Source organism: Oceanithermus desulfurans (assembly GCF_014201675.1).
Taxonomy (GTDB): domain Bacteria; phylum Deinococcota; class Deinococci; order Deinococcales; family Marinithermaceae; genus Oceanithermus; species Oceanithermus desulfurans.
Genome location: NZ_JACHEZ010000002.1, coordinates 75,797 through 93,645, shown reverse-complemented (window position 1 = coordinate 93,645; position 17,849 = coordinate 75,797). Strand labels below are relative to the sequence as shown.

The window sequence follows — 17,849 nt, the reverse complement described above, 5'->3', positions numbered from 1 at the left end:
GGTGCCTCACCGCGCAACGTTTCGACGCGGTTGATACGGGATTATTGTTAAGGTAGGTGTTAAATATAATTAACACAATATATGGTAATATGTCCTTACCTACGTAAAGTAGGGGAGGATATATGCTCAAGAATCTACGCATCCGGTGGACGGTCCCCGTACTCACGATCCTGTTTCTGCTGGCCGCCTGCCAGCCGGGCAACGGCAACGGTAACGGTAACGGCAACGGTAACGGTGGCGGAGGAGGCGGTGGCGGGGACGATCCCCCGCCCTACAACCCGGTCGTCTGCGAGCACACCGGAAGTGGTCAGGACTACCCCGTCGGCCCGGGGCAGACCTACGCCACCCCGGCCGACGTACCCTGGGACGAACTGGGCCCCGGCGACACGGTGCGCATCTTCTACCGCGAGGAGCCCTACCGCGAGAAGATCGTGATCCGCACCGACGGCAGCGAAGACCAGCCTATTCGCCTGTGCGGTGTGCCCGGACCGAACGGCGAACGCCCGATCCTGGATGGCGACGGCGCGGTGAACGACCCCGACGACGCGGACGCCTACACGACCTACGGCCCCATGGAGGGGCTGGCCATGATCATGCTGTACAACCCGGACTACGACCTCAAGGTTCACAACGTGGTGATCGAGGGGCTGCACATCCGCAACGTCAAGAACAACTTCAGCTACACCCGCATGAACGGCACCACGGACAACTACGAAGACGGCGCCGCCTGCATCCGCATCCAGGCCGCCGACAACGTGGTGATCCGCGGCAACGAGCTGGAGAACTGCGGCAACGGCATCTTCACCATGTCGCAGGGCTACAACGAGGCCCACCTGACCCGCAACCTGCTCATCGAGGGCAACTACCTGCACGGCCACGGCCAGCCCGGGAGCTACCTCGAGCACGGCCTCTACATCCAGGCCATCGGGGTCGTCTACCAGTACAACCGCTTCGGCCCCAACGCCCCCGGTTCCGACGGGGTCACCCTCAAGGAGCGGGTGGCCGGCTCGACGATCCGCTACAACTGGTTCGACTCCGGCAGCGCCCGCATGCTCGACCTGGTCGAGGTGGAGGACGCCGCACCCTGGTACCTCGTCTCCGAGTACCTGCGCGAACTGGGCTGCACGGACGTGAACAACTGCCCCGACCTCGACCCCGACCGCCTCGCCAAGGTGCAAGAAGCCGACGCGGCCTACCGCAAGACCTACGTCTACGGCAACTTCTTCCGCCACGTCGGCAGCGAGACCGCCGCGGGCAACATCGTCCACTACGGCAGCGACAACGACCCGGCGCTTTCCCACAACGGGACTCTCTACTTTTACAACAATACTGTTCTGGTTCTGCAGGATCGTGACGACGTCTGGCGCTTCCGGCTCTTTTACCTGGGCAACCGCGACGCCCCCTCGCGTTCGCTGGAGACCGTAGAGATGTTCAACAACATCGTCTACGTGGCCGGCGAGACGGGCGAGCCGTCCTACTTCTGCCTCGACGACACCAACCAGGGAACGATCAACTTCGGGGTGAACTGGTTCACGAACACCTGGCAGGACGTCGCGGTACAGGAGGAGTGCTACTACGGCAGCGCCGCCGACGGCCCCACGGTCACCGGCGTCGAAAACCTCCTCGACGTCGCCGGCGCGCCCGTGCCCCTGGACCTCACCACCCTCGACCCGGTGGACACCCCGCTGGTACGCGACCAGGCCCAGCCGCTTCCGGACGGCCTGCCCGCCGTCGACTACCAGTACCTGCGCCACCTGCAGGCCGAGGAGCGCCCCGACGTCCGCGACCTGGGCGCGCGCGATCTGCCCTAAGGCCCCCTCCTCCGCTCGCCGCCCCCGCGGGGGCGGCGAGCTGCTATAATCAAACCTTGCGGCCCGCGTCGGGCCAGCCCACGAACGAAAGGGGGTGAACATGCCACAGTACGACGTGGGGATCATCCTGAACCCCAACCTCGAGCCGACCCAGTTGCAGCTGGAGAAGGACATGATCCAGGCGGCGCTGGACAAGCACAAGGCCGAGGTCAAAGCGATCGACGAGTGGGGCAACCGCCGCCTCGCCTACCCCATCGAGAAGGACCCGGAAGGTTACTACATCTTCTATACGGTCGAGATGGAGGCGGGCGAAGCCGCGCCCCTGGAAGCCGAGTTGCGCATCCGCGACAACGTGCGGCGTGTGCTCATCGTGCGCGACCGACCCGAGTGGAAGACCAAGAAGGGCTAGCTTAAGCTAGAATGTTCCTATGGCGAAAGGTTTGAACCGAATCCTGCTGATCGGGACCGTGACCCAGACCCCGGAGATGCGCTACACCCCGGGCGGTCTGGCGGTGCTCGAGGTGACCGTGGCCGGCAACGACCGCGTCACCACCGAGACGGGCGAAGAGCGCGAGCTGGCCTGGTACCACCGGGTCAAGATGTTCGGGCGCTACGCCGAGATGCTGGTCGAGCAGCTCACCGCCGGCACCCCGGTGCTGGTGGACGGCCGCCTCGACTACCGCAGCTGGGAGGCCGAAGGCGGTCGCCGCAGCGCGGTGGACGTGCGCGTCGACCGCATCGAGGTGCTCGACCGGGCGGACAAGGGGGACGAACAGACCGTCTCCGACGCCCGTGGTCAGGAGCGCCTGCGCGAAGGCCTCAACGAGGTGGTCCTGATCGGCAACCTGACCCGCGACCCCGAGCTGCGCTACACCCCCCAGGGCACCGCGGTCATCCGCATCGGCCTGGCGGTGAACGAACGCTACGTCTCGCGCGGCAGCGAGCAGGAGAAGACGCACTTCTTCGACGTGCAGGCCTGGCGCGAACTCGCCGAGTGGGCCGCCAACCTGAAGAAGGGCGACGGCCTTTTCGTCATGGGACGCCTGGTCAACGACTCGTGGACGACGCAGACCGGAGAGCGCCGCTTCACCACCCGCGTAGAAGCCAACCGGCTCGAACGCCTCGCACGTGGCCCCGGACGTAGTGGTGGGACCGGTGCCCCTGCCAAGCAGGCCCAGACGGGCGGGGTGGATATCGACGAAGGCCTCGAAGACTTCCCACCGGAGGAGGATTTACCGTTTTGAGCAGCAGAAGACCCCGCGGACCCCGCAGGTTCCGCAAACCCAAGGTGTGCCAGTTCTGCACCGGCGAGCTGGAGATCACCGACTACAAGGACGCCAAGATGCTGAAGCGCTTCATCTCGGAGACCGGCAAGATCCTGCCGCGTCGCCGCACCGGCACCTGCGCCAAGCACCAGCGGCGCCTCGCCACCACGATCAAGCGCGCGCGCATCCTGGCGATCATCCCCTTCACCGAGAAGCTGGTCCGTAAGTAGGAGGCCCCGCGTGAAAGTCATCCTGCTCGAACCCGTGGAAAAACTCGGTGACGTGGGCCAGGTCGTCAACGTCAAGCCGGGCTACGCCCGCAACTACCTGCTCCCGCGCGGGCTCGCGGCCCTCGCCACCGAGGCCAACCTCAAGGCGCTCGAGGCCAAGATCCGCGCCCAGGCCAAGAAGGCCGCCGAGCGCAAGGCCGAGGCCGAGCGCCTCAAGGAGATCCTCGAGCCGCTCACCCTGACCCTCAAGGTCAAGGCGGGCGAGACGAAGATCTACGGTTCGGTCACGAGCCGCGACATCGCCGAGGCGCTCGAAAAGCAGCACGAGATCACCATCGACCCCAAGCGCCTGCTGCTGGCCAAGCCCATCAAGGAACTGGGCAGCTACGAGCTGGTCTACAAGCCGCACCCCGAGGTGCCCATCCAGCTCAAGGTCGTGGTCGAGAGCGAAGAAAACGGCGGCTAACCGTTCCCCGCCGTACGGAACCGCCGCCCTTGGGGGCGGCGGTTTTCGCGCGTGTGGCTGCCCGGGCTAGGGGGTCGGGGGCTGCGGCAGGATCAGGACCTCCTCGAGCCGCTCGCCGCCCGCCAGCTGCGCCAGGTCGCCGCTGGGCAGCGCGTAGCCGTCGGCCGCAGCGTAGTTCACCGCGTACCCCAGGTCGGCGAGGCTGCCGACGGTCACCCGGCTCAGCGGCGCGACGGCGCCGTCGATCCACCCCGTCATCAGCTCGGTGTCGAAGGTGGCCTCGCGCCAGTGGCCGCACTTCGTCCCTGCTCCCCCGGTGTTCTCCACGTGCACCTCGCCCACCGCCCCGAGCGCGTGCCAGGCGTCCATGGCGGCGGGGCCGTCGTAGGTGACGTCGCTGGCGTCCTGGCAGCTGGCGGCGTTGTGGTTCAGGAAGGCGAACGGCCCCGCCTCCCAGAGGGTGCCGAGGCCGAGCACGTGCCCCATCTCGTGCAGGATCACGACCTCAAGGGTTCCGTTCTGCTTCATGCGGTCCAGGTCGGCCGAGTCGAACTTCATGATCCCGAAGTAGGGCAGGTAGTAGTCCGCCTGACCGGCGTCGCCGCGCACGTAACAGGGCCCGGCGCTGCCCAGGATGCCGTAGGCGCCGTCGATGGGCACCACGTCGGCTACGATCAGGAGGTCGTCGATCGTTCCCTGGTAGCCGGGGTTGCTGTCCAGGCAGGACCCCGCGGAAACGTTGGCCTGGACGTCGCGCAGGTCGCCGGTGAGGACCTGTTCCCAGCGCACTGCGGCGTTTTCGAAGGCGGCGCGCACGTCGGGGTCGGCGGGCTCTTCGACGAACAGGATCTGGATGTCGAAGGCTCCCGGGTTGGAAGGAGCGGCGACGCGCACCAGCGCCTCCGCCGAGGCACGGCCGCCGCGGCCGTCCTCGACCGAGAAGACGGACCGGTAGGTGCCGGGCTGGTCGTAGCTGTGGGCGACGCTTCCGCTGCAGCGCGCCAGGCTCTGCCCGTCGCCGAAGTCGAGGCTGCAGGTCAGCGCGTCGCCGTCAGGGTCGGAGCTCGTGAGCGCGAAGGTCACGTTCAGCGGGGCGGTGCCGGAGTCCGGGTCGGCGGAAAGCGTGGCGGAGGGCGGCTGGTTGGGCGACGCCGCCTCGACCGTCTGCTCCGCCCGGGCGGTGCCTCCCTGACCGTCGCGGACGGTCAGCACCGCGGTGTACCGGCCGGCGGCGGCGTAGGTGTGGCCGACGGCGGTGCCGCAGTCGAGGGCCGCCGAGGAGCCGTCCCCGAAGTCGAGGCTGCAGGTCAGCGCGTCGCCGTCGGGGTCGGAGGCGGAGGTGGTGAAGCGCACGGTCAGGGGCGGTGCCCCCGTGGTCGGGTCGGCGGCCAGGGCGGCGGCCGGCGGCCGGTTCTGCGGCGAGGCGCAGTTGCGCACCACCGTGACCTCGGTCTGGGCGCCCCCGCCCGCAAGGGTCAGGCGGGCGCTCGTGCGGCCGGCCGCCTCGCAGGCGGCGACGCGGACGGCGAGCAGCGTCTCCGCCGCGGGATCCAGCGTCCCGGCCGACGGGTTCACCGTGAGCCAGGCGCTATCGGCGGTCGCCGTAAACGAGCCGGCGGCGCCCCCGGCGTTGCGGAGGCGCAGGTTCTGAGGGTCGGGGGCGGTTCCGCCGACGACCGCGTCGAAGGTCAGCTGGGTGGGTTCGGCCACCCAGGTGGGCGCATCGACGGCGCCCACCGCGATCGTGCGGGTGGCCTGGGTGCCGGTGCTGCCGTCGCTGACGGTCAAGACCGCGGTGTACCCGCCGGGCTCGAGGTAGCTGTGCGCCGTTTCCCCGCTGCAGACACGTGCGGGCGCGGTGCCGTCGCCGAAGTCGAGCTCACAGTCGAGCAGGTCGCCGTCGGGGTCCGAGCTTTCCACGCTGAAGACGACGCGCAGCGGCGCCGCTCCCTGCTGTGGCGACGCCGTCAGCACCGCGGTCGGCGGGGCGTTGTCGCTGGCGCATTCGTGCACCACGCGCACCGTGGCGCGCGCGCCCGGCCCGCTGACGGCGATCAGACCCGCGCGCAGCTCCGCGTCGGTGCAGCCGCTCACGCCGACGCGCAGCGTGGCCGACGCGCCGGGGGCGAGCCGGCCGGTTTTGGGCTCGACGAGGATCCAGTCGCTGCTGGGTTCGACGCGAAAGTCGGCGGCGGAGCGGCCCGCGTTGCGCAGGACGAAGGAGGCGGTGGGAGCGGTAACGCCCGCAGCCCCGCGAAACAGCAGCGTGTCCGGCTCGACCTCCCAGGTGACGGGATCGGGTTGGAACGGGTTCGTGCAGGCGGCGAGCAGCCACAGCCCGGATACGACGGCCAGGGCCCTGGCCGCACGGCGGAGGGTGGGGTTCCAGCGTTGGTTCACGTGTGCTCCTCGTCCCGGGTACAGGTTGGCGGCAGGGTTCCGGGGGCGGCGCGCCGGCGCGGCCGGGTGCGTCGCCTGCGGCCATCCTACTGCAGCCGCGTTCGTTTTCACCACCCGCGGACCGGTCGCTGGTAGCATAAGGTCCCTTTAGGGGGACGTATCGGGAGCTCGATATCATGGCCGAACCGGCGAGAAGCCTGCCCACGGGGCGTATCCCCCCCCACAACCTGGAAGCCGAGGCCAGCGTGCTGGGCTCGGCTCTTGTGGACAACGAGGCCATCGACCGCATCGAAGGCCTGATCACGCCCGACGTTTTCTACAAAGAGGCCCACCGCAAGATCTGGCGGGCCATGGAGGCGTTGCGCACGCGCAGCGAGCCGGTGGACCTGGTCACCCTCTCCGAAGAGCTCAAGAAGGCGGGCGAGCTCGACGAGGTGGGCGGCCTCACCTACCTGGTGGGGCTGAGCGAGGCCACCCCCACCGCCGCCTACGCCGAGCACTACGCCCGCATCGTCGCCGAGAAGGCGGTGCTGCGGCGCCTCATCGCCGCCGCCGGCGAGGTGATGCGGCTGGCCTACGACGAGGCCGGCAGCGTGGAGGAGATCGTCGACCAGGCGGGGAAGCTCATCCTCGACGTGGCCACCCACGGGCCCCGGCACGACTTCCAGGAGATGCGCGAGCTCGTCACCGAAGCCCACGAGCGCATCGCCCGCCTGCGGGAACACGGGGTTGCCGGCGACATGCTGGCCACCGGGTTCGCCGACCTGGACCGCATGATCGGAGGGCTGGGTCCGGGCAGCCTCAACATCATCGCCGCCCGCCCCTCGATGGGCAAGACGGCCTTCGCCCTTACCATCGCCCAGAACGTGGCGCTGCGCGACGGGACGCCGGTGGCGCTCTTCTCGCTGGAGATGCCCGCGATCGACCTGGTGCTGCGCATGCTTTCCAGCGAGGCGCGGGTGGACATGAACCGCATCCGCCAGGCGCAGCTCTCGGACCGCGACTACGAGCGGCTGGTCACCGCCGCCGGCCGCATCTACGAAGCGCCGGTCTTCATCGACGACACCCCCGGCCTCACCCTGATGGAGCTGCGCGCCCGGGCGCGCCGGCTCGCGGTGCACCACAAGGTGGGCCTGATCGTCATCGACTACATGCAGTTGATGAGCGGCGGCCAGTCCACCCGCAGCGGCGAGAACCGCCAGCAGGAGATCGCCGCGATCAGCCGCGGGCTCAAGGGCCTGGCGCGCGAGCTGGAGGTGCCGGTGGTGGCGCTCTCCCAGCTCAGCCGCGCGGTGGAGAGCCGTCCCAACAAGCGCCCCATGCTCAGCGACCTGCGCGAGTCGGGGTCGATCGAGCAGGACGCCGACCTGGTTCTCTTCATCTACCGCGACGACTACTACAACGAACACTCCGAAAAGGCGGGCATCGCCGAGATCATCATCGGCAAGCAGCGCAACGGTCCGGTGGGCACGGTCGAACTGCAGTTCCACGCCGCCCACGTGCGCTTCAACGACCTGGCGCACGGTGACTTCTAGCTTCGGGGCTTGAACCGCTGCCACAACCGGCGCAGCTCAGCACGCATGCGTTTAGGGTCATCGGCGTAGGCCGCCTCGATGCGCGCCTGTTCGGTGCGGAAGGCTTCGAGCCGCGCCGCCGCGTCGTAAGCCGGTTCCGGAGCGATCTCCATGCCGTCGTGGGCGAAACCCACCCAACCTCCCGCGTGCGCCGCCACCGCGTCCAGCTCCTCGGGGGTCATGCCCACGCTTTCGTAGACGTGGGTGAAGACCAAGCGGCGGGTGCGGCCGCGCCAGGCCTCCAGCGCCTCGTCGAAGGTGTAGAAGCTCCGCCAGGCCTCGTGCTCGGGAGGGAGCTCGAAGGGGAGGGCGTCCAGGGGCGGGATGGGCATCTGCACCACGGCCCAGTCCAGCGGTCCCTCGGGCAGCGGCAGGCTGCGCAGGTGGTCGGGGGCGTAGAGGCCGCGGCCGCGGTCCGATTCGAAGAGGTAGGCGAAGACGGGCTCCTCGTGTGCGTGCGCGAGCGGCGTGACCCGGACGTCAGAGAGTTCGAAGGGTCGGTCCGGCGCCACCAGGTGCAGCTCCAGGTGGCCGGCGTCGACCAGGTAGGCGAGCGGGTAGCGCTCGGCCAGCACCGGATAGAGGGGCCGCGGCAGCCAGCCCTCGACCGGTTTTCCCGAGGCCTGCGCCAGGAACTGCACCACCCGCAGACCGGCGGCGTGGTCGGGATGGGCGTGGGTCCAGGCGACGCGGCGCGGGGCCAGGTCGTGGCCGGTGAGCTGCAGGTTGGCCTCCTCGGGGGTGTCGATCAGCAGGTCCGCCTCGGGCAGGTAGAGGCTGGGGCCGGTGCGCACCGCCCGGCCGCCTTCGCGCCGGGCGAGCGTGCACAACCGGCAGCCGCAGCCCGCCTTGGGGGTGGGTTGCGAGCCGGCGCTGCCCAGGACGAGGGGGCGCATGGGTTCAGCTTACTTGGCGGGTTCCACCTTGTCGCGCTGCAGGAGTTTGTGCAGGTAGTAGCGGACCTGGTCGAGGGGGAGCCGCAGATCGTGGGCGATCTCGCGCGCGGTGGCGCCTTCGTCGCGCAGCAGCAGGGGGCCGGCGGCGCGCAGGAAGAGGCTGCCGTCGGGGTTGGCCAGCGGGGTGAGGCGGAACCGCCGGTCGGGGTCGGGGAGGCGGTCGAGGTAGCGCTGGCGTTCGTCGTACTGGGTGAAGACGGTGAGCAGCAGCTTGTCGAGCGGCCAGTTGAGCGGCGGTTCGCAGGGGGTACGGAAGGGTTTGGCCGTGAACTCGAAGGCCGCCGGGGCGCCCGCGGCCAGTTCGGCCATCAGCGCCTTGGCCTGCAGGGGGTCGAGAAAGGCCCCGTTCATGCGTACGCAGCGCAGTTTCTTGCGCTTGATGAACAGTTGGGCGGAGCGGCGGCGCGGCAGGTTCCAGAGCTCGAGTACGCCCTCCATGTTCGCGATCAGCGCGACGAGCTGCGCAAAGTCCAGCTCTTTAAGATTGCCGCTAAGTTCCATGTAGTGCTTCACCCCGCTCGACGATTCCTCTCGATTATAGCGGGTTGCTGGGGCGCGGTCGGGTTCAGTTCAGCTCTTCGCGGTAGACGAGGGCCTCGGCCACGTGCGCTTCCGTCACGTTCTCGCGGCCGCTCAGGTCGGCTACGGTGCGCGCTACCCGCTGCACCTTGTCGAAGCTGCGGCCGGTGAGCTGGAGCTTGCGCGCGGCCGCCGCCAGCAGTCCCCGGGCGCCCGCGTCAAGGCGCAGCGCCTCCGCAAGCTCGCGCCCCACCAGCTCGCCGTTGGGCCTGCCCTGGCGGGCGCGCATGCGCTCGCGCGCCGCCAGTACCCGTTCGCGCACCGACGCGGTGGGCTCGCCTTCGGGAGCGCGGGAAAGCTCCGCCGCGGTCAGGCGGGGCACCCCCACGACCAGGTCGAAGCGGTCGAGCAGCGGTCCGGAGATGCGGCCGGTGTAGCGCCGGCGCGCAGTCAGGCTGCAGGAGCAGGCCCGCTCGGGATCGCCGTACCATCCGCAGGGACAGGGGTTCATGGCCGCGACCAGCAGGAAGCGCGCCGGGAAGGTCAGGCTCGCCTTGGCGCGGCTGACCGTGACCACGCCGTCCTCGAGCGGCTGCCGCAGCACCTCGAGCGTGCGCCGGGGAAACTCGGGCAGCTCGTCGAGGAAGAGCACCCCGCGGTGGGCCAGGCTGATCTCGCCCGGTTTGGGCACCGCCCCGCCGCCGATCAGGCCGGCGTCGGAGGTGGTGTGGTGGGGACTGCGGAAGGGGGGGCGCTGCACCAGCCCGCGCATCAGGCGGCCGGCGGCGGCGTGGATGCGCGTCACCTCCAGCGCCTCCTCGCGGCCGAGCGCCGGCAGCAGGTAGGGCAGCCGGCGAGCGAGCATCGTCTTTCCGGAGCCGGGGGTGCCCACCATGAGCAGGTGGTGGAAGCCGGCGGCGGCGATCTCCACCGCCCGCTTGGCTTTGGCCTGGCCCTTGACGTCGGCGAGGTCGAGCAGCTCGTCCAGCGCGACCGCGGGGTCGGGAGGGGCGGCCCGCTCCAGTTCGACGTCGCCCAGCAGGAAGGCCACGGCCTCGCTGAGCGTGCGCGGCGCGTAGACCTCGAGCCCCTCGATCACGCTGGCCTCCTCGGCCGAACCCGGGGGCAGCAGCAGCCGCGTCTGCTCGTTCTCGAGCGCCCCCAGCGCCAGATTGATGGCGCCGCTGATGGGCCTGAGTTCGCCGTCCAGCGCCAGCTCCCCCGCCACCGCCCAGCCCTCCAGGTTCTCGGGCGGCAGCACCCCCTGGGCCGCCAGCAGCGCCAGGGCGATGGGCAGGTCGTAGAGCGGGCCCTCCTTGCGCAGCTCGGCCGGCGCCAGGTTGACCACGATGCGCATCTGCGGGTAGGGGAAGCCGCTGTTCTTCAGCGCGGCGCGCACCCGGTCGCGTGACTCGTTCACCGCCGCGTCGGGCAGCCCCACCACGGTGAACCCCGGGAAGCCCGGCGAAACGTCGGCTTCGACGACGACGGGCAGGGCGTCGAGGCCGTGGAGGGTGAAGGAGCGGGCGCGCGCGAGCATGGTTTGGAGCTATTTTACCTGCATATGTCTTAAGTCCGGGGCGTCCGGGCGGTGCCAGGCGGAGAAGGTACGTACTCAAGCTTGGGTGGGTCCAGGCGGCTGTAGGTCCAGGTGGCCAGGACCAGCGATGCTGAGTCGATCATCATCTCCCAGGAGGAGCCTGAGAGACCGAGCGCGGGCACGACAAAGTTGTGCATCAAGCTCACGGTGATTCCCGACAAGAAGGCCATGGCGATGAGGTTAGGCTCGTGGACCTCCACCCCGGGCGGCAGCCGCACCCCGCGGCGGCGGTGGTGGACGAGCAGCTTGAGGACGCCCTGGTGGCGGCGCCAGTCGGGCAGGCCCAGGTCGGGACGGAGCTCGCGCAGGCAGTCCCAGACGTCGTGCCAGCCCTCGAGGCCCAGCTCCAGGGGCCAGCTCTCGCGCCCCAGCTGCAGCAGCAGCGCGGGCCGCCACCCATCCCAAACGCTGGGTCGGTGCCAGTCGAGCCGGGCCACGCCCAGCTCGCTGAGCTTGCGGCAGTCGCCTTCACGGCAGATCCACAGCCGCGAGACCTCGTACCGGGTCGAGCGCCGGGGACGCACCGCCTCGTAGCCCAGCCACACCCCGCCCAAGACGATCAGGACGGGGAGGATCCGGGGCGTGAACCCCAGCGCCCAAAAGCGCAGCCCCAGCGCCACCAGGGCCAGCGCCAGCACCGCGTAAGCGATGCGCTGAGGCGGCCGCAGCTGCGTTCGCTCGGCGACGGCGCAGGGGCTGCCGGGGGCGCGTGGCGAGCTCATGGACCTCCTCCCTCCCCGCTTCGCCGGGTGGGAACGTCCAAGCGAATTCTGCGGGTCTTGCGCTCCACGAAGAGCGCCGCAGCCCCCGCGAGCCCGAACCAGAGCTCGCTGGGGACCTGCTGCAAGGCCGGGAAGGGCAACAATCCCAGGAGCAGCAGCCCGCCGCCCAGCCCCAGCTGGAGCGCGCGCGCCCAGCCGGGCATTCCCAGGTTGTCGGTGGTCACGCCCGCCGGCAGCTGGTAGGGAACCTCGCGTTCCTGGGCTAAGGCGCGCAGCAGCGCAGGGTGCCGCCGCCAATCGAGCATTCCCGGCCGACGCCCTTGCAGCCGCTCCCAAAGACGCTCCCAGTTTTCGTGCGTCAGGGGCACGGCCCAGCGCACCCCCTTCCCCTCGAGCACCAGCCGCAGCACGGGCAGCCGGCCGATGCGCAGCGCGTAGGGGCGGAAGGGCTCGAGCGCCACCCGGTCCACGCGGTCCAGCGGCAGGCAGCGGCCCTTGAGACAGAGCTCCTCCCCGTCGAGGAGCCAGGTGGGGGCCCACCGCAGCCGTACGATGCCCTGCAGATCATCGACGCCCAGCAGCACCATCGCCGCGCCCACTACGGCGAAGAGGGGGTGGCTCGTATGCTGTGAGCCCATCACCAGACCGAGGCCGATCAGGACGGCGGCCTCGAGGGCCTGATGCCCAAAGCGGTTCTTGAGCGCGTACCCTGGCCCGATCAGCAAGCGATGGCGTAACCGCGGCCGGTGGCTTCGTTCCCCGGACCGAACCGGGCTTGTGTGGGCCGGATCCACGAAGCGATTCTACACCCCGTCCAGCCAAGCGCAGGTTCAGGCGCCGCCGCTAGAATGCGAGTATGAGCCGACGCTGGTGGACCGTCGACCTGCGCAGCCGGGAGGTGCACCAACGCGCGCTCGGCGCCCGCGAGGTCCTGCACGGCGGGCGCTGGCGCACCGTGCACACGTTGCTCGATCTAGAGGCGGCGACCGTGAACCCGCTCGGCGGCGAGAACCCGCTCGTCCTCGCCGCCGGCCCCTTGGCCGGCTCCGGCTACTCCAACGCCAACCGCATCAGCGTGGGGACCAAGAGCCCGCTGACCGGCACGGTCAAGGAGGCCAACTCGGGGGGCACGCTGGCCTACGCGCTGGGCCGTCTCGGCGTCGCGGGCCTCACCCTCGTGGGGGCGGCCCCGGACTGGGTCGTGCTGGTGCTGGGTCCGGACGGGGTGCGCTTCGCCGACGCCGCGCCCTACCTGGGCCTCGGCAACTACGAGGCCGCCGAACGCTTGTGGAACGACTTCCCCGCGGCCGCCAGCCTGGCCCTCGCCGGGCCGGTGGCCGAGTACCGCGGACTGCTGGCGGGTCTGGCCATCGTCGACACCGACGGTCAGCCGGGGCGGCTGGCCGCCCGGGGCGGGGTGGGCGCCGTCTTCGGCGCCAAGCGCGTCAAGGCGATCGTCGTCGAAAAGGGCGAGGCGCCGGCCTTTGCCGCTCAGGCGGCGTTCAAGGAGGCCATGCGCGGCTACGCGCGGGCGCTCCTGGCGTCCGACGGCATCAAGCGCTACACCAGCGTGGGCACCGCGGGGATGGGCGACTTTCAGAACATGTTCGGCGGCCTGCCGGTGAGGAACTTCTCGCGCGGCCGCCTGGCCGAGGGGGAGAACCCGCTCGGCGGCGAGGCGCTCCGGCGCTTCATCCAGGAGCGCGACGGCGAGGGGGCCACGGCCCATGCCTGCATGCCGGGCTGCGTGATCCGCTGCTCCAACAAGGTACCCGACGCCCGGGGGCGGGTCGTGGTGAGCCCGCTGGAGTACGAGACCCTGGGCCTGATGGGCAGCAACCTGGGCTTCGATGACCTCGACGCCGTGGCGCGGATGAACCGCTGGGCCAACGACCTGGGCGTCGACACCATCGAGTTCGGCGCCACCCTGGGGGTGGCCATGGACGCGGGCCTGGGCGCCTGGGGCGACCTCGACTTCGTCGAGCACGTCTACCGCGAGCTGCTCGCGGGTTCCGAAGAGGGGCGCCGCTACGCCCAGGGGGCCGCACGGTTCGGCCGCGCGCTGGGGCAGGCGCGCGTGCCGGTGGTGCGCGACCAGGGGATCAGCGCCTACGACCCGCGCGTCGTCGAGGGCACCGGCGTGACCTACATGACGACGCCGCAGGGAGCGGACCACACCGCGGGCAACGTTCCCCGCGAAAACCCCGGTGAGCGCAGCCTCGAAGAACTCATGGACCTGAGCTTCGCCGCCCAGGTGAACGCCGCCGCCTCGGACGCGCTGGGGCTGTGCATCTTCGGGGGCAGCGTCACCTACAGGCAAAAAGACGCCATCATGGAGGCCGCGGCGCTGGCCGCGGGCCTGGACGAGGAGCCGGACGCCGCCGCCTTCGACCGCCTGGGCCGCGAGGTGCTGGCCATGGAGCTCGCCTTCAACCGCGCCGCCGGGCAGCCGGACGTGGCCCCGCTGCCGCGCTTCATGTACGAAGAGCCGCTGCCGCCGCGCAACCTCACCGCACGCCTCGACCCCGAGCGGATCGCCGGCTTCTGGAAGCGGCTCGAGCGCTAGCGCGCGGCCACGCCGTAGAGGAAGACCTCCTCGATCAGCCGGCCGTCGTAGGCGTCCTCGTTGTCGGGTTCCACGAACCCCTTGGCGGCGGGGTGGAAGAGCAGCGAGAGGAAGAGCTCGGCCAGGTCGTGCGCCGGTTCGGGGCGCACCTCGCCGGCGTCGATGCCCTTCTGCAGGATTCCGGCGACGACCCCCACCAGCCGGTTCTTGAGCGCCACGAAACGTTCGTCCTTGGTCAGGCTGGGCAGCGAGTTGGCGGTCAGCAGGGCGTGGAAGGCGCCGCGGTTCTGCTTTTGAAAGGCGATGGCCGAGCGCACCAGCCGCCGCAGCTGCGGCTCGAAGCCCCTTGGCCCGTCGCCGGCGATCGCCTCGAACTCGGCGATCAGCTCCTCCATCTTCCACTCGACCAGCGCCTTGAGGATCGACTGCTTGTCGCGGAAGTACTTGTAGAGCGCGGGGCGGGTGAGCAGCGCCCGCTCCGCGATGTCGTCCATCGTCGTCTTGGGGTAGCCCTTCTCGGTGAACACGTCGAGCGCCGCGCTGAGGATCTCGCGGATCCGCTTCTCGCGCCGCTTTTCCTGTAGGCTGGCCGTCTCCGTGTTCATCGACGCCCCCATTATGGCAGACTCCCCGCACCCCCGCGAGGGAAGGCTTGACACAGTGTATAGCAAAGTATACAGTCTGTAAACGTGTTAGATACCATGTCCTATGAAAGGGGCGTAACTCAACGTGCATCTGCTTAGTCAAACGGCCCTCCGGCACCCCTGGCGGGTGATCCTGCTCTTCCTCGTCCTGAGCGCGGCCTTCGGGGCCGGGCTGCGGGGGCTCGAGCTGGACAACTCGCCGGAGTCGCTGGTGCCGCCCGACCTGCCCGCCAAGCTGCTGCTCGACCAGGCGCGCGAAACCTTCGGTGGCGGCGATATGGAGCTCGCCGCGCTGGAGGGCGAGGTCTGGACCCCGGAGGCGCTCGAGCAGCTGCGCGCCGCCACCGACGCCGTGGCGGGCATCGAAGGCGTCCAGCGCGTCACCAGCCTGGCCAACGCCAAGCGCATGGAGGAGGACGACGGCTTCCTGCTCGTCGAGGACCTGCTGCCCGAGACGCTCAGCGAGGCCGACGTCGCCGGCATCCGCGCCTACGTGGAAGGGCACCCGCTCTACGCCGGCCGCCTGGTCAGCGGCGACGGCCGCTACGCGGCGGTGATCGTCGAGGTGGACCCCGCCGCCGACATGAAGCGGCTCAACCACGAGATCGGCGCGGCCCTGGCGGCCAACTGGAACGGCCCGGTGCACCTGGCGGGGACCCCGGCGCTCTCGGGGTACATCCTCGACACCATGGCGCGCGACATCCCCCGGCAGCTGCTGCTCGCGATCCTGATCATCGCGCTCGTCTTCTTCGTCAACTTCCGCAGCCAGCGCGGGGTGCTGCTGCCGCTGCTCACCGTGCTGGTGGCGCTGGTCTGGGCGCTGGGGCTCGGGGGCTGGCTCGGCTTCAAGCTGGGGATGATCAGCTCCATCCTGCCCGTCGTGGTGCTGGCCGTGGGCAGCTCGTTCACCCTGCACGTGCTCAACCGCTTCTACCACGAGCTGGCCGCGGGGGCCTCGCGGCGCGAGGCCGTGCTGCTGGCCACCCGGGAGACGGGGCTGGGCGTGCTCGTCTCCGCGCTCGCCGCGGGTGCGGGGTTGGCGGCGCTGTTTTCCTCGAGCATCCCCCAGATCAAGTCGTTCGGGCTGCTCGCCGCCTTCGGGGTGCTCGCCGCCTTCCTGGCCTCCTCGCTGCTCGTACCCTCGATCCTGGTGCTGCTGAAGAACCCCCGCCGGATCATGGACCCCGAACGCCCCGACGCCATCAGCCGCGCCATGCGCGGCCTGGGGGGCTGGCTGCTGGGCGCCCGTAAGGGGGTGCTCGTGGCCGCGGTCGTCTTCCTGGGGGTGATGCTCTACTTCATCCCCCGCATCCAGGCGGAGACCAGCTTCCTCTCCTACTTCCCCAAGACCGCCGCGCCGCGCGAGGCCACCGAGCTGGTGGACCGCGTCTTCGGCGGGTCGGACAACGTCATCCTGATCGTCGACGGCGACCTCAAGGATCCGGAGCTGCTCGGGGCCATCTACCGCTTCGAGCAGAAGGTGGCGGCCTACCCCGAGGTGGGCTCGGCGGCCTCGATCGCCGATGTGATCCGCGAGCTGCACAAGGCCCTGACCGGCGCCTACGGCCTGCCCGACAGCCGCGAGGGGGTGGCCCAGGAGATCCTGCTCTACCAGATGTCGGGCGACCCCGAAGACCTGGCCCAGTTCATGGACGAGGCGGCGACCACGGCCCAGGTCACGGTGCAGGTGCGCTCCCTGCCTTCGGGGGCGATGCAGGACCTGGTGGACCGCATCCAGGCCGACGCCGAGGCGATCATCGGCCCCCACGCGAACGCGGTGGACACTACCGGCAGCTCGGTGCTGATGCTCGAGACCATGCGCCTGATCCTGCACGACCAGTACGTCTCGCTGGCGCTGGCGTTCTTCCTGGTGGCGCTCTTCAACGCGGTGCTGCTGCGCTCGTGGATCGTGGGTCTGGTGAGCATCGTGCCGCTCGTGCTCACGGTCTCGGGTCAGTTCGGGCTGATGGGGCTGTTCGGGATTCCCCTCGACACCGCGACCGCCCTGATCGGCGCGATCGCCATCGGCGTGGGCGACTACTCGGTGCACATCATCGTGCGCTACCTGGAGGAGCTGCGTAAGGGCCGCTCCCCCGACGACGCCGCCCGCGAAAGCGTCTACGTCTCGGGCCGGGCGGTCTTCTTCACCGCCCTGGCCATCGGCGGCGGCTTCATGGCCCTGCTCTTCTCGGGCTTCGCGCCCATTCAAACCTTCGCCAAGCTCATGGGCTTCACCGTCGGCGCGACCGCGCTCTTCGCGCTCACGGCGCTGCCCGCTGCGTTGTTGGTCTTCGTCCGCAAGGACAGAAAGCACGAGGTGGTTCAGGATGCGTAAGGTACTCACGACGGCTTTGCTTCTTTCGGTTTCCCTGGCGCTGGCGATCAGCGGCGAGGAGGTGATGCAGAAGGTCGACGCCCACCCCAGCCCGGCCTCGATGGAGGGTACGATGGTCATGCAGCTGATCGGCAAGCAGGGCAAGGTGCTCACCCGCGAGATCCGGGTCTGGAGCAAGAAGTCCGGGGACGAGGAGAAGATGCTGATCAAGTTCCTGGCCCCTGCCGACGTGAAGGGCACCGCCTTCCTGACGATCAAGAAGGGCGGCAAGGAGGAGATGAAGCTCTACCTGCCCGCCCTCAAGCGGGTGCGGCGCATCGCCGGCAGCCAGAAGAAGGGCTCGTTCATGGGTTCCGACTTCAGCTACGACGACATCTCCAACCTGAGCGGCCTGGACATCGCGGACTACACCCACGAGCTGCTGCGCACCGAGAACGAGGGCGGCGTGAAGGTCTACGTCGTCGAATCCACGCCCAAGCCGGGCGTGGACAGCAGCTACTCCAAGCAGATCGCCTGGGTTCCCGCGGACACCTTCGTGCCCCGCCGCATCGAGTTCTACAAGAAGGGCAAGCTCTACAAGGTGCTGACCAACCGCGAGGTCAAGCCCTTCGCGGACGGCAAGTACCTGATCCCCACGTTGCTGGAGATGGAGAACGTGACCACCGGGCACAAGACCGTGCTCGAGCAGAAGGACCTCCAGATCGACGTTCCCATCGACGACGCCGTCTTCACCGAGCGCTTCATGAAGAAGCGCTAGCGGG

16 protein-coding genes are annotated in these 17,849 nt (G+C 69.7%); 9 read left to right on the top strand and 7 right to left on the bottom strand.

The window, feature by feature from the left end:
• Nucleotides 1–122: 122 nt before the first annotated feature.
• From HNQ05_RS12285 to rplI, 5 genes are all read left to right on the top strand, one after another.
• Nucleotides 123–1,811, top strand: coding sequence for a right-handed parallel beta-helix repeat-containing protein (locus tag HNQ05_RS12285; RefSeq protein WP_147145684.1), 1,689 nt, complete (start codon nt 123–125; stop codon nt 1,809–1,811).
• A gap of 100 nt (nt 1,812–1,911) precedes the next feature.
• The gene (gene rpsF / locus HNQ05_RS02800) at nt 1,912–2,220 is read left to right on the top strand and encodes a 30S ribosomal protein S6 (RefSeq protein ID WP_013456829.1); all 309 of its coding nucleotides are present in this window, start codon (nt 1,912–1,914) and stop codon (nt 2,218–2,220) included.
• Nucleotides 2,221–2,239: 19 nt separating this feature from the next.
• Nucleotides 2,240–3,055, top strand: a complete 816-nt coding sequence (locus HNQ05_RS02795; protein ID WP_147145686.1) for a single-stranded DNA-binding protein — start codon at nt 2,240–2,242, stop codon at nt 3,053–3,055.
• On the top strand, nt 3,052–3,306 hold the full coding sequence (gene rpsR, locus HNQ05_RS02790; protein WP_147145688.1) for a 30S ribosomal protein S18: 255 nt from the start codon (nt 3,052–3,054) through the stop codon (nt 3,304–3,306). The genes HNQ05_RS02795 and rpsR overlap by 4 nt, the downstream gene beginning before the upstream one ends.
• A gap of 10 nt (nt 3,307–3,316) precedes the next feature.
• A complete protein-coding gene (rplI, locus tag HNQ05_RS02785) occupies nt 3,317–3,772 on the top strand; it encodes a 50S ribosomal protein L9 (RefSeq protein WP_147145690.1) in 456 nt (151 codons plus the stop codon).
• A gap of 66 nt (nt 3,773–3,838) precedes the next feature.
• Here the strand turns inward: rplI and HNQ05_RS02780 are convergent, their stop codons facing one another.
• Nucleotides 3,839–6,172 (bottom strand): PKD domain-containing protein, encoded by a 2,334-nt coding sequence (locus tag HNQ05_RS02780; RefSeq protein ID WP_183677571.1) that lies wholly within the window; start codon nt 6,170–6,172, stop codon nt 3,839–3,841.
• Between the two features lie 176 nt (nt 6,173–6,348).
• On the opposite strand from HNQ05_RS02780, the gene dnaB reads away from it, so the two are divergent.
• Nucleotides 6,349–7,707, top strand: coding sequence for a replicative DNA helicase (gene dnaB, locus HNQ05_RS02775; RefSeq protein ID WP_147145695.1), 1,359 nt, complete (start codon nt 6,349–6,351; stop codon nt 7,705–7,707).
• Here dnaB and HNQ05_RS02770 read toward each other — a convergent pair.
• From HNQ05_RS02770 to HNQ05_RS02750, 5 genes are all read right to left on the bottom strand, one after another.
• Nucleotides 7,704–8,642: an MBL fold metallo-hydrolase gene (locus HNQ05_RS02770; RefSeq protein WP_147145697.1), complete on the bottom strand. Its 939-nt coding sequence runs from the start codon at nt 8,640–8,642 to the stop codon at nt 7,704–7,706. The genes dnaB and HNQ05_RS02770 overlap by 4 nt on opposite strands.
• Nucleotides 8,643–8,651: 9 nt before the next feature.
• Complete coding sequence (locus HNQ05_RS02765) at nt 8,652–9,203, bottom strand: hypothetical protein (protein ID WP_147145699.1); 552 nt, start codon at nt 9,201–9,203, stop codon at nt 8,652–8,654.
• Nucleotides 9,204–9,267: 64 nt separating this feature from the next.
• Entirely contained in the window at nt 9,268–10,761 is a 1,494-nt protein-coding gene (locus HNQ05_RS02760) for a YifB family Mg chelatase-like AAA ATPase (protein WP_147145701.1), read from the bottom strand.
• A 29-nt stretch (nt 10,762–10,790) separates the two neighbouring features.
• Nucleotides 10,791–11,543 (bottom strand): hypothetical protein, encoded by a 753-nt coding sequence (locus tag HNQ05_RS02755; RefSeq protein ID WP_147145703.1) that lies wholly within the window; start codon nt 11,541–11,543, stop codon nt 10,791–10,793.
• Nucleotides 11,540–12,268 (bottom strand): hypothetical protein, encoded by a 729-nt coding sequence (locus HNQ05_RS02750; protein WP_147145705.1) that lies wholly within the window; start codon nt 12,266–12,268, stop codon nt 11,540–11,542. The genes HNQ05_RS02755 and HNQ05_RS02750 overlap by 4 nt, the downstream gene beginning before the upstream one ends.
• 131 nt (nt 12,269–12,399) lie before the next feature.
• Between HNQ05_RS02750 and HNQ05_RS02745 the strand changes: the two genes are divergently transcribed.
• A complete protein-coding gene (locus HNQ05_RS02745) occupies nt 12,400–14,109 on the top strand; it encodes an aldehyde ferredoxin oxidoreductase N-terminal domain-containing protein (protein ID WP_147145707.1) in 1,710 nt (569 codons plus the stop codon).
• On the opposite strand, the gene HNQ05_RS02740 is transcribed toward HNQ05_RS02745, so the two are convergent.
• Nucleotides 14,106–14,714 (bottom strand): TetR/AcrR family transcriptional regulator, encoded by a 609-nt coding sequence (locus tag HNQ05_RS02740; protein WP_183677569.1) that lies wholly within the window; start codon nt 14,712–14,714, stop codon nt 14,106–14,108. The two genes, HNQ05_RS02745 and HNQ05_RS02740, sit on opposite strands and share 4 nt — an antisense overlap.
• A 124-nt stretch (nt 14,715–14,838) precedes the next feature.
• On the opposite strand from HNQ05_RS02740, the gene HNQ05_RS02735 reads away from it, so the two are divergent.
• Together HNQ05_RS02735 and HNQ05_RS02730 are read left to right on the top strand one after the other, a co-directional pair.
• The gene (locus HNQ05_RS02735) at nt 14,839–17,088 is read left to right on the top strand and encodes an efflux RND transporter permease subunit (RefSeq protein ID WP_147145711.1); all 2,250 of its coding nucleotides are present in this window, start codon (nt 14,839–14,841) and stop codon (nt 17,086–17,088) included.
• On the top strand, nt 17,081–17,845 hold the full coding sequence (locus HNQ05_RS02730; protein ID WP_147145712.1) for an outer membrane lipoprotein-sorting protein: 765 nt from the start codon (nt 17,081–17,083) through the stop codon (nt 17,843–17,845). Before HNQ05_RS02735 ends, HNQ05_RS02730 begins: the two co-directional genes overlap by 8 nt.
• The last annotated feature ends 4 nt before the right edge of the window (nt 17,846–17,849 follow it).

Bases quoted from the DNA above. Each gene is read 5' to 3' on its own strand.
- HNQ05_RS02770 (WP_147145697.1), bottom strand. From the start codon at position 8,642: ATGCGCCCCCTCGTCCTGGGCAGCGCCGGCTCGCAACCCACCCCCAAG.
- rpsF (WP_013456829.1), top strand. From the start codon at position 1,912: ATGCCACAGTACGACGTGGGGATCATCCTGAACCCCAACCTCGAGCCG.
- HNQ05_RS02795 (WP_147145686.1), top strand. From the start codon at position 2,240: ATGGCGAAAGGTTTGAACCGAATCCTGCTGATCGGGACCGTGACCCAG.
- HNQ05_RS02755 (WP_147145703.1), bottom strand. From the start codon at position 11,543: ATGAGCTCGCCACGCGCCCCCGGCAGCCCCTGCGCCGTCGCCGAGCGA.
- dnaB (WP_147145695.1), top strand. From the start codon at position 6,349: ATGGCCGAACCGGCGAGAAGCCTGCCCACGGGGCGTATCCCCCCCCAC.
- HNQ05_RS02765 (WP_147145699.1), bottom strand. From the start codon at position 9,203: ATGGAACTTAGCGGCAATCTTAAAGAGCTGGACTTTGCGCAGCTCGTC.
- HNQ05_RS02745 (WP_147145707.1), top strand. From the start codon at position 12,400: ATGAGCCGACGCTGGTGGACCGTCGACCTGCGCAGCCGGGAGGTGCAC.
- HNQ05_RS12285 (WP_147145684.1), top strand. From the start codon at position 123: ATGCTCAAGAATCTACGCATCCGGTGGACGGTCCCCGTACTCACGATC.
- HNQ05_RS02730 (WP_147145712.1), top strand. From the start codon at position 17,081: ATGCGTAAGGTACTCACGACGGCTTTGCTTCTTTCGGTTTCCCTGGCG.
- HNQ05_RS02760 (WP_147145701.1), bottom strand. From the start codon at position 10,761: ATGCTCGCGCGCGCCCGCTCCTTCACCCTCCACGGCCTCGACGCCCTG.
- HNQ05_RS02740 (WP_183677569.1), bottom strand. From the start codon at position 14,714: ATGAACACGGAGACGGCCAGCCTACAGGAAAAGCGGCGCGAGAAGCGG.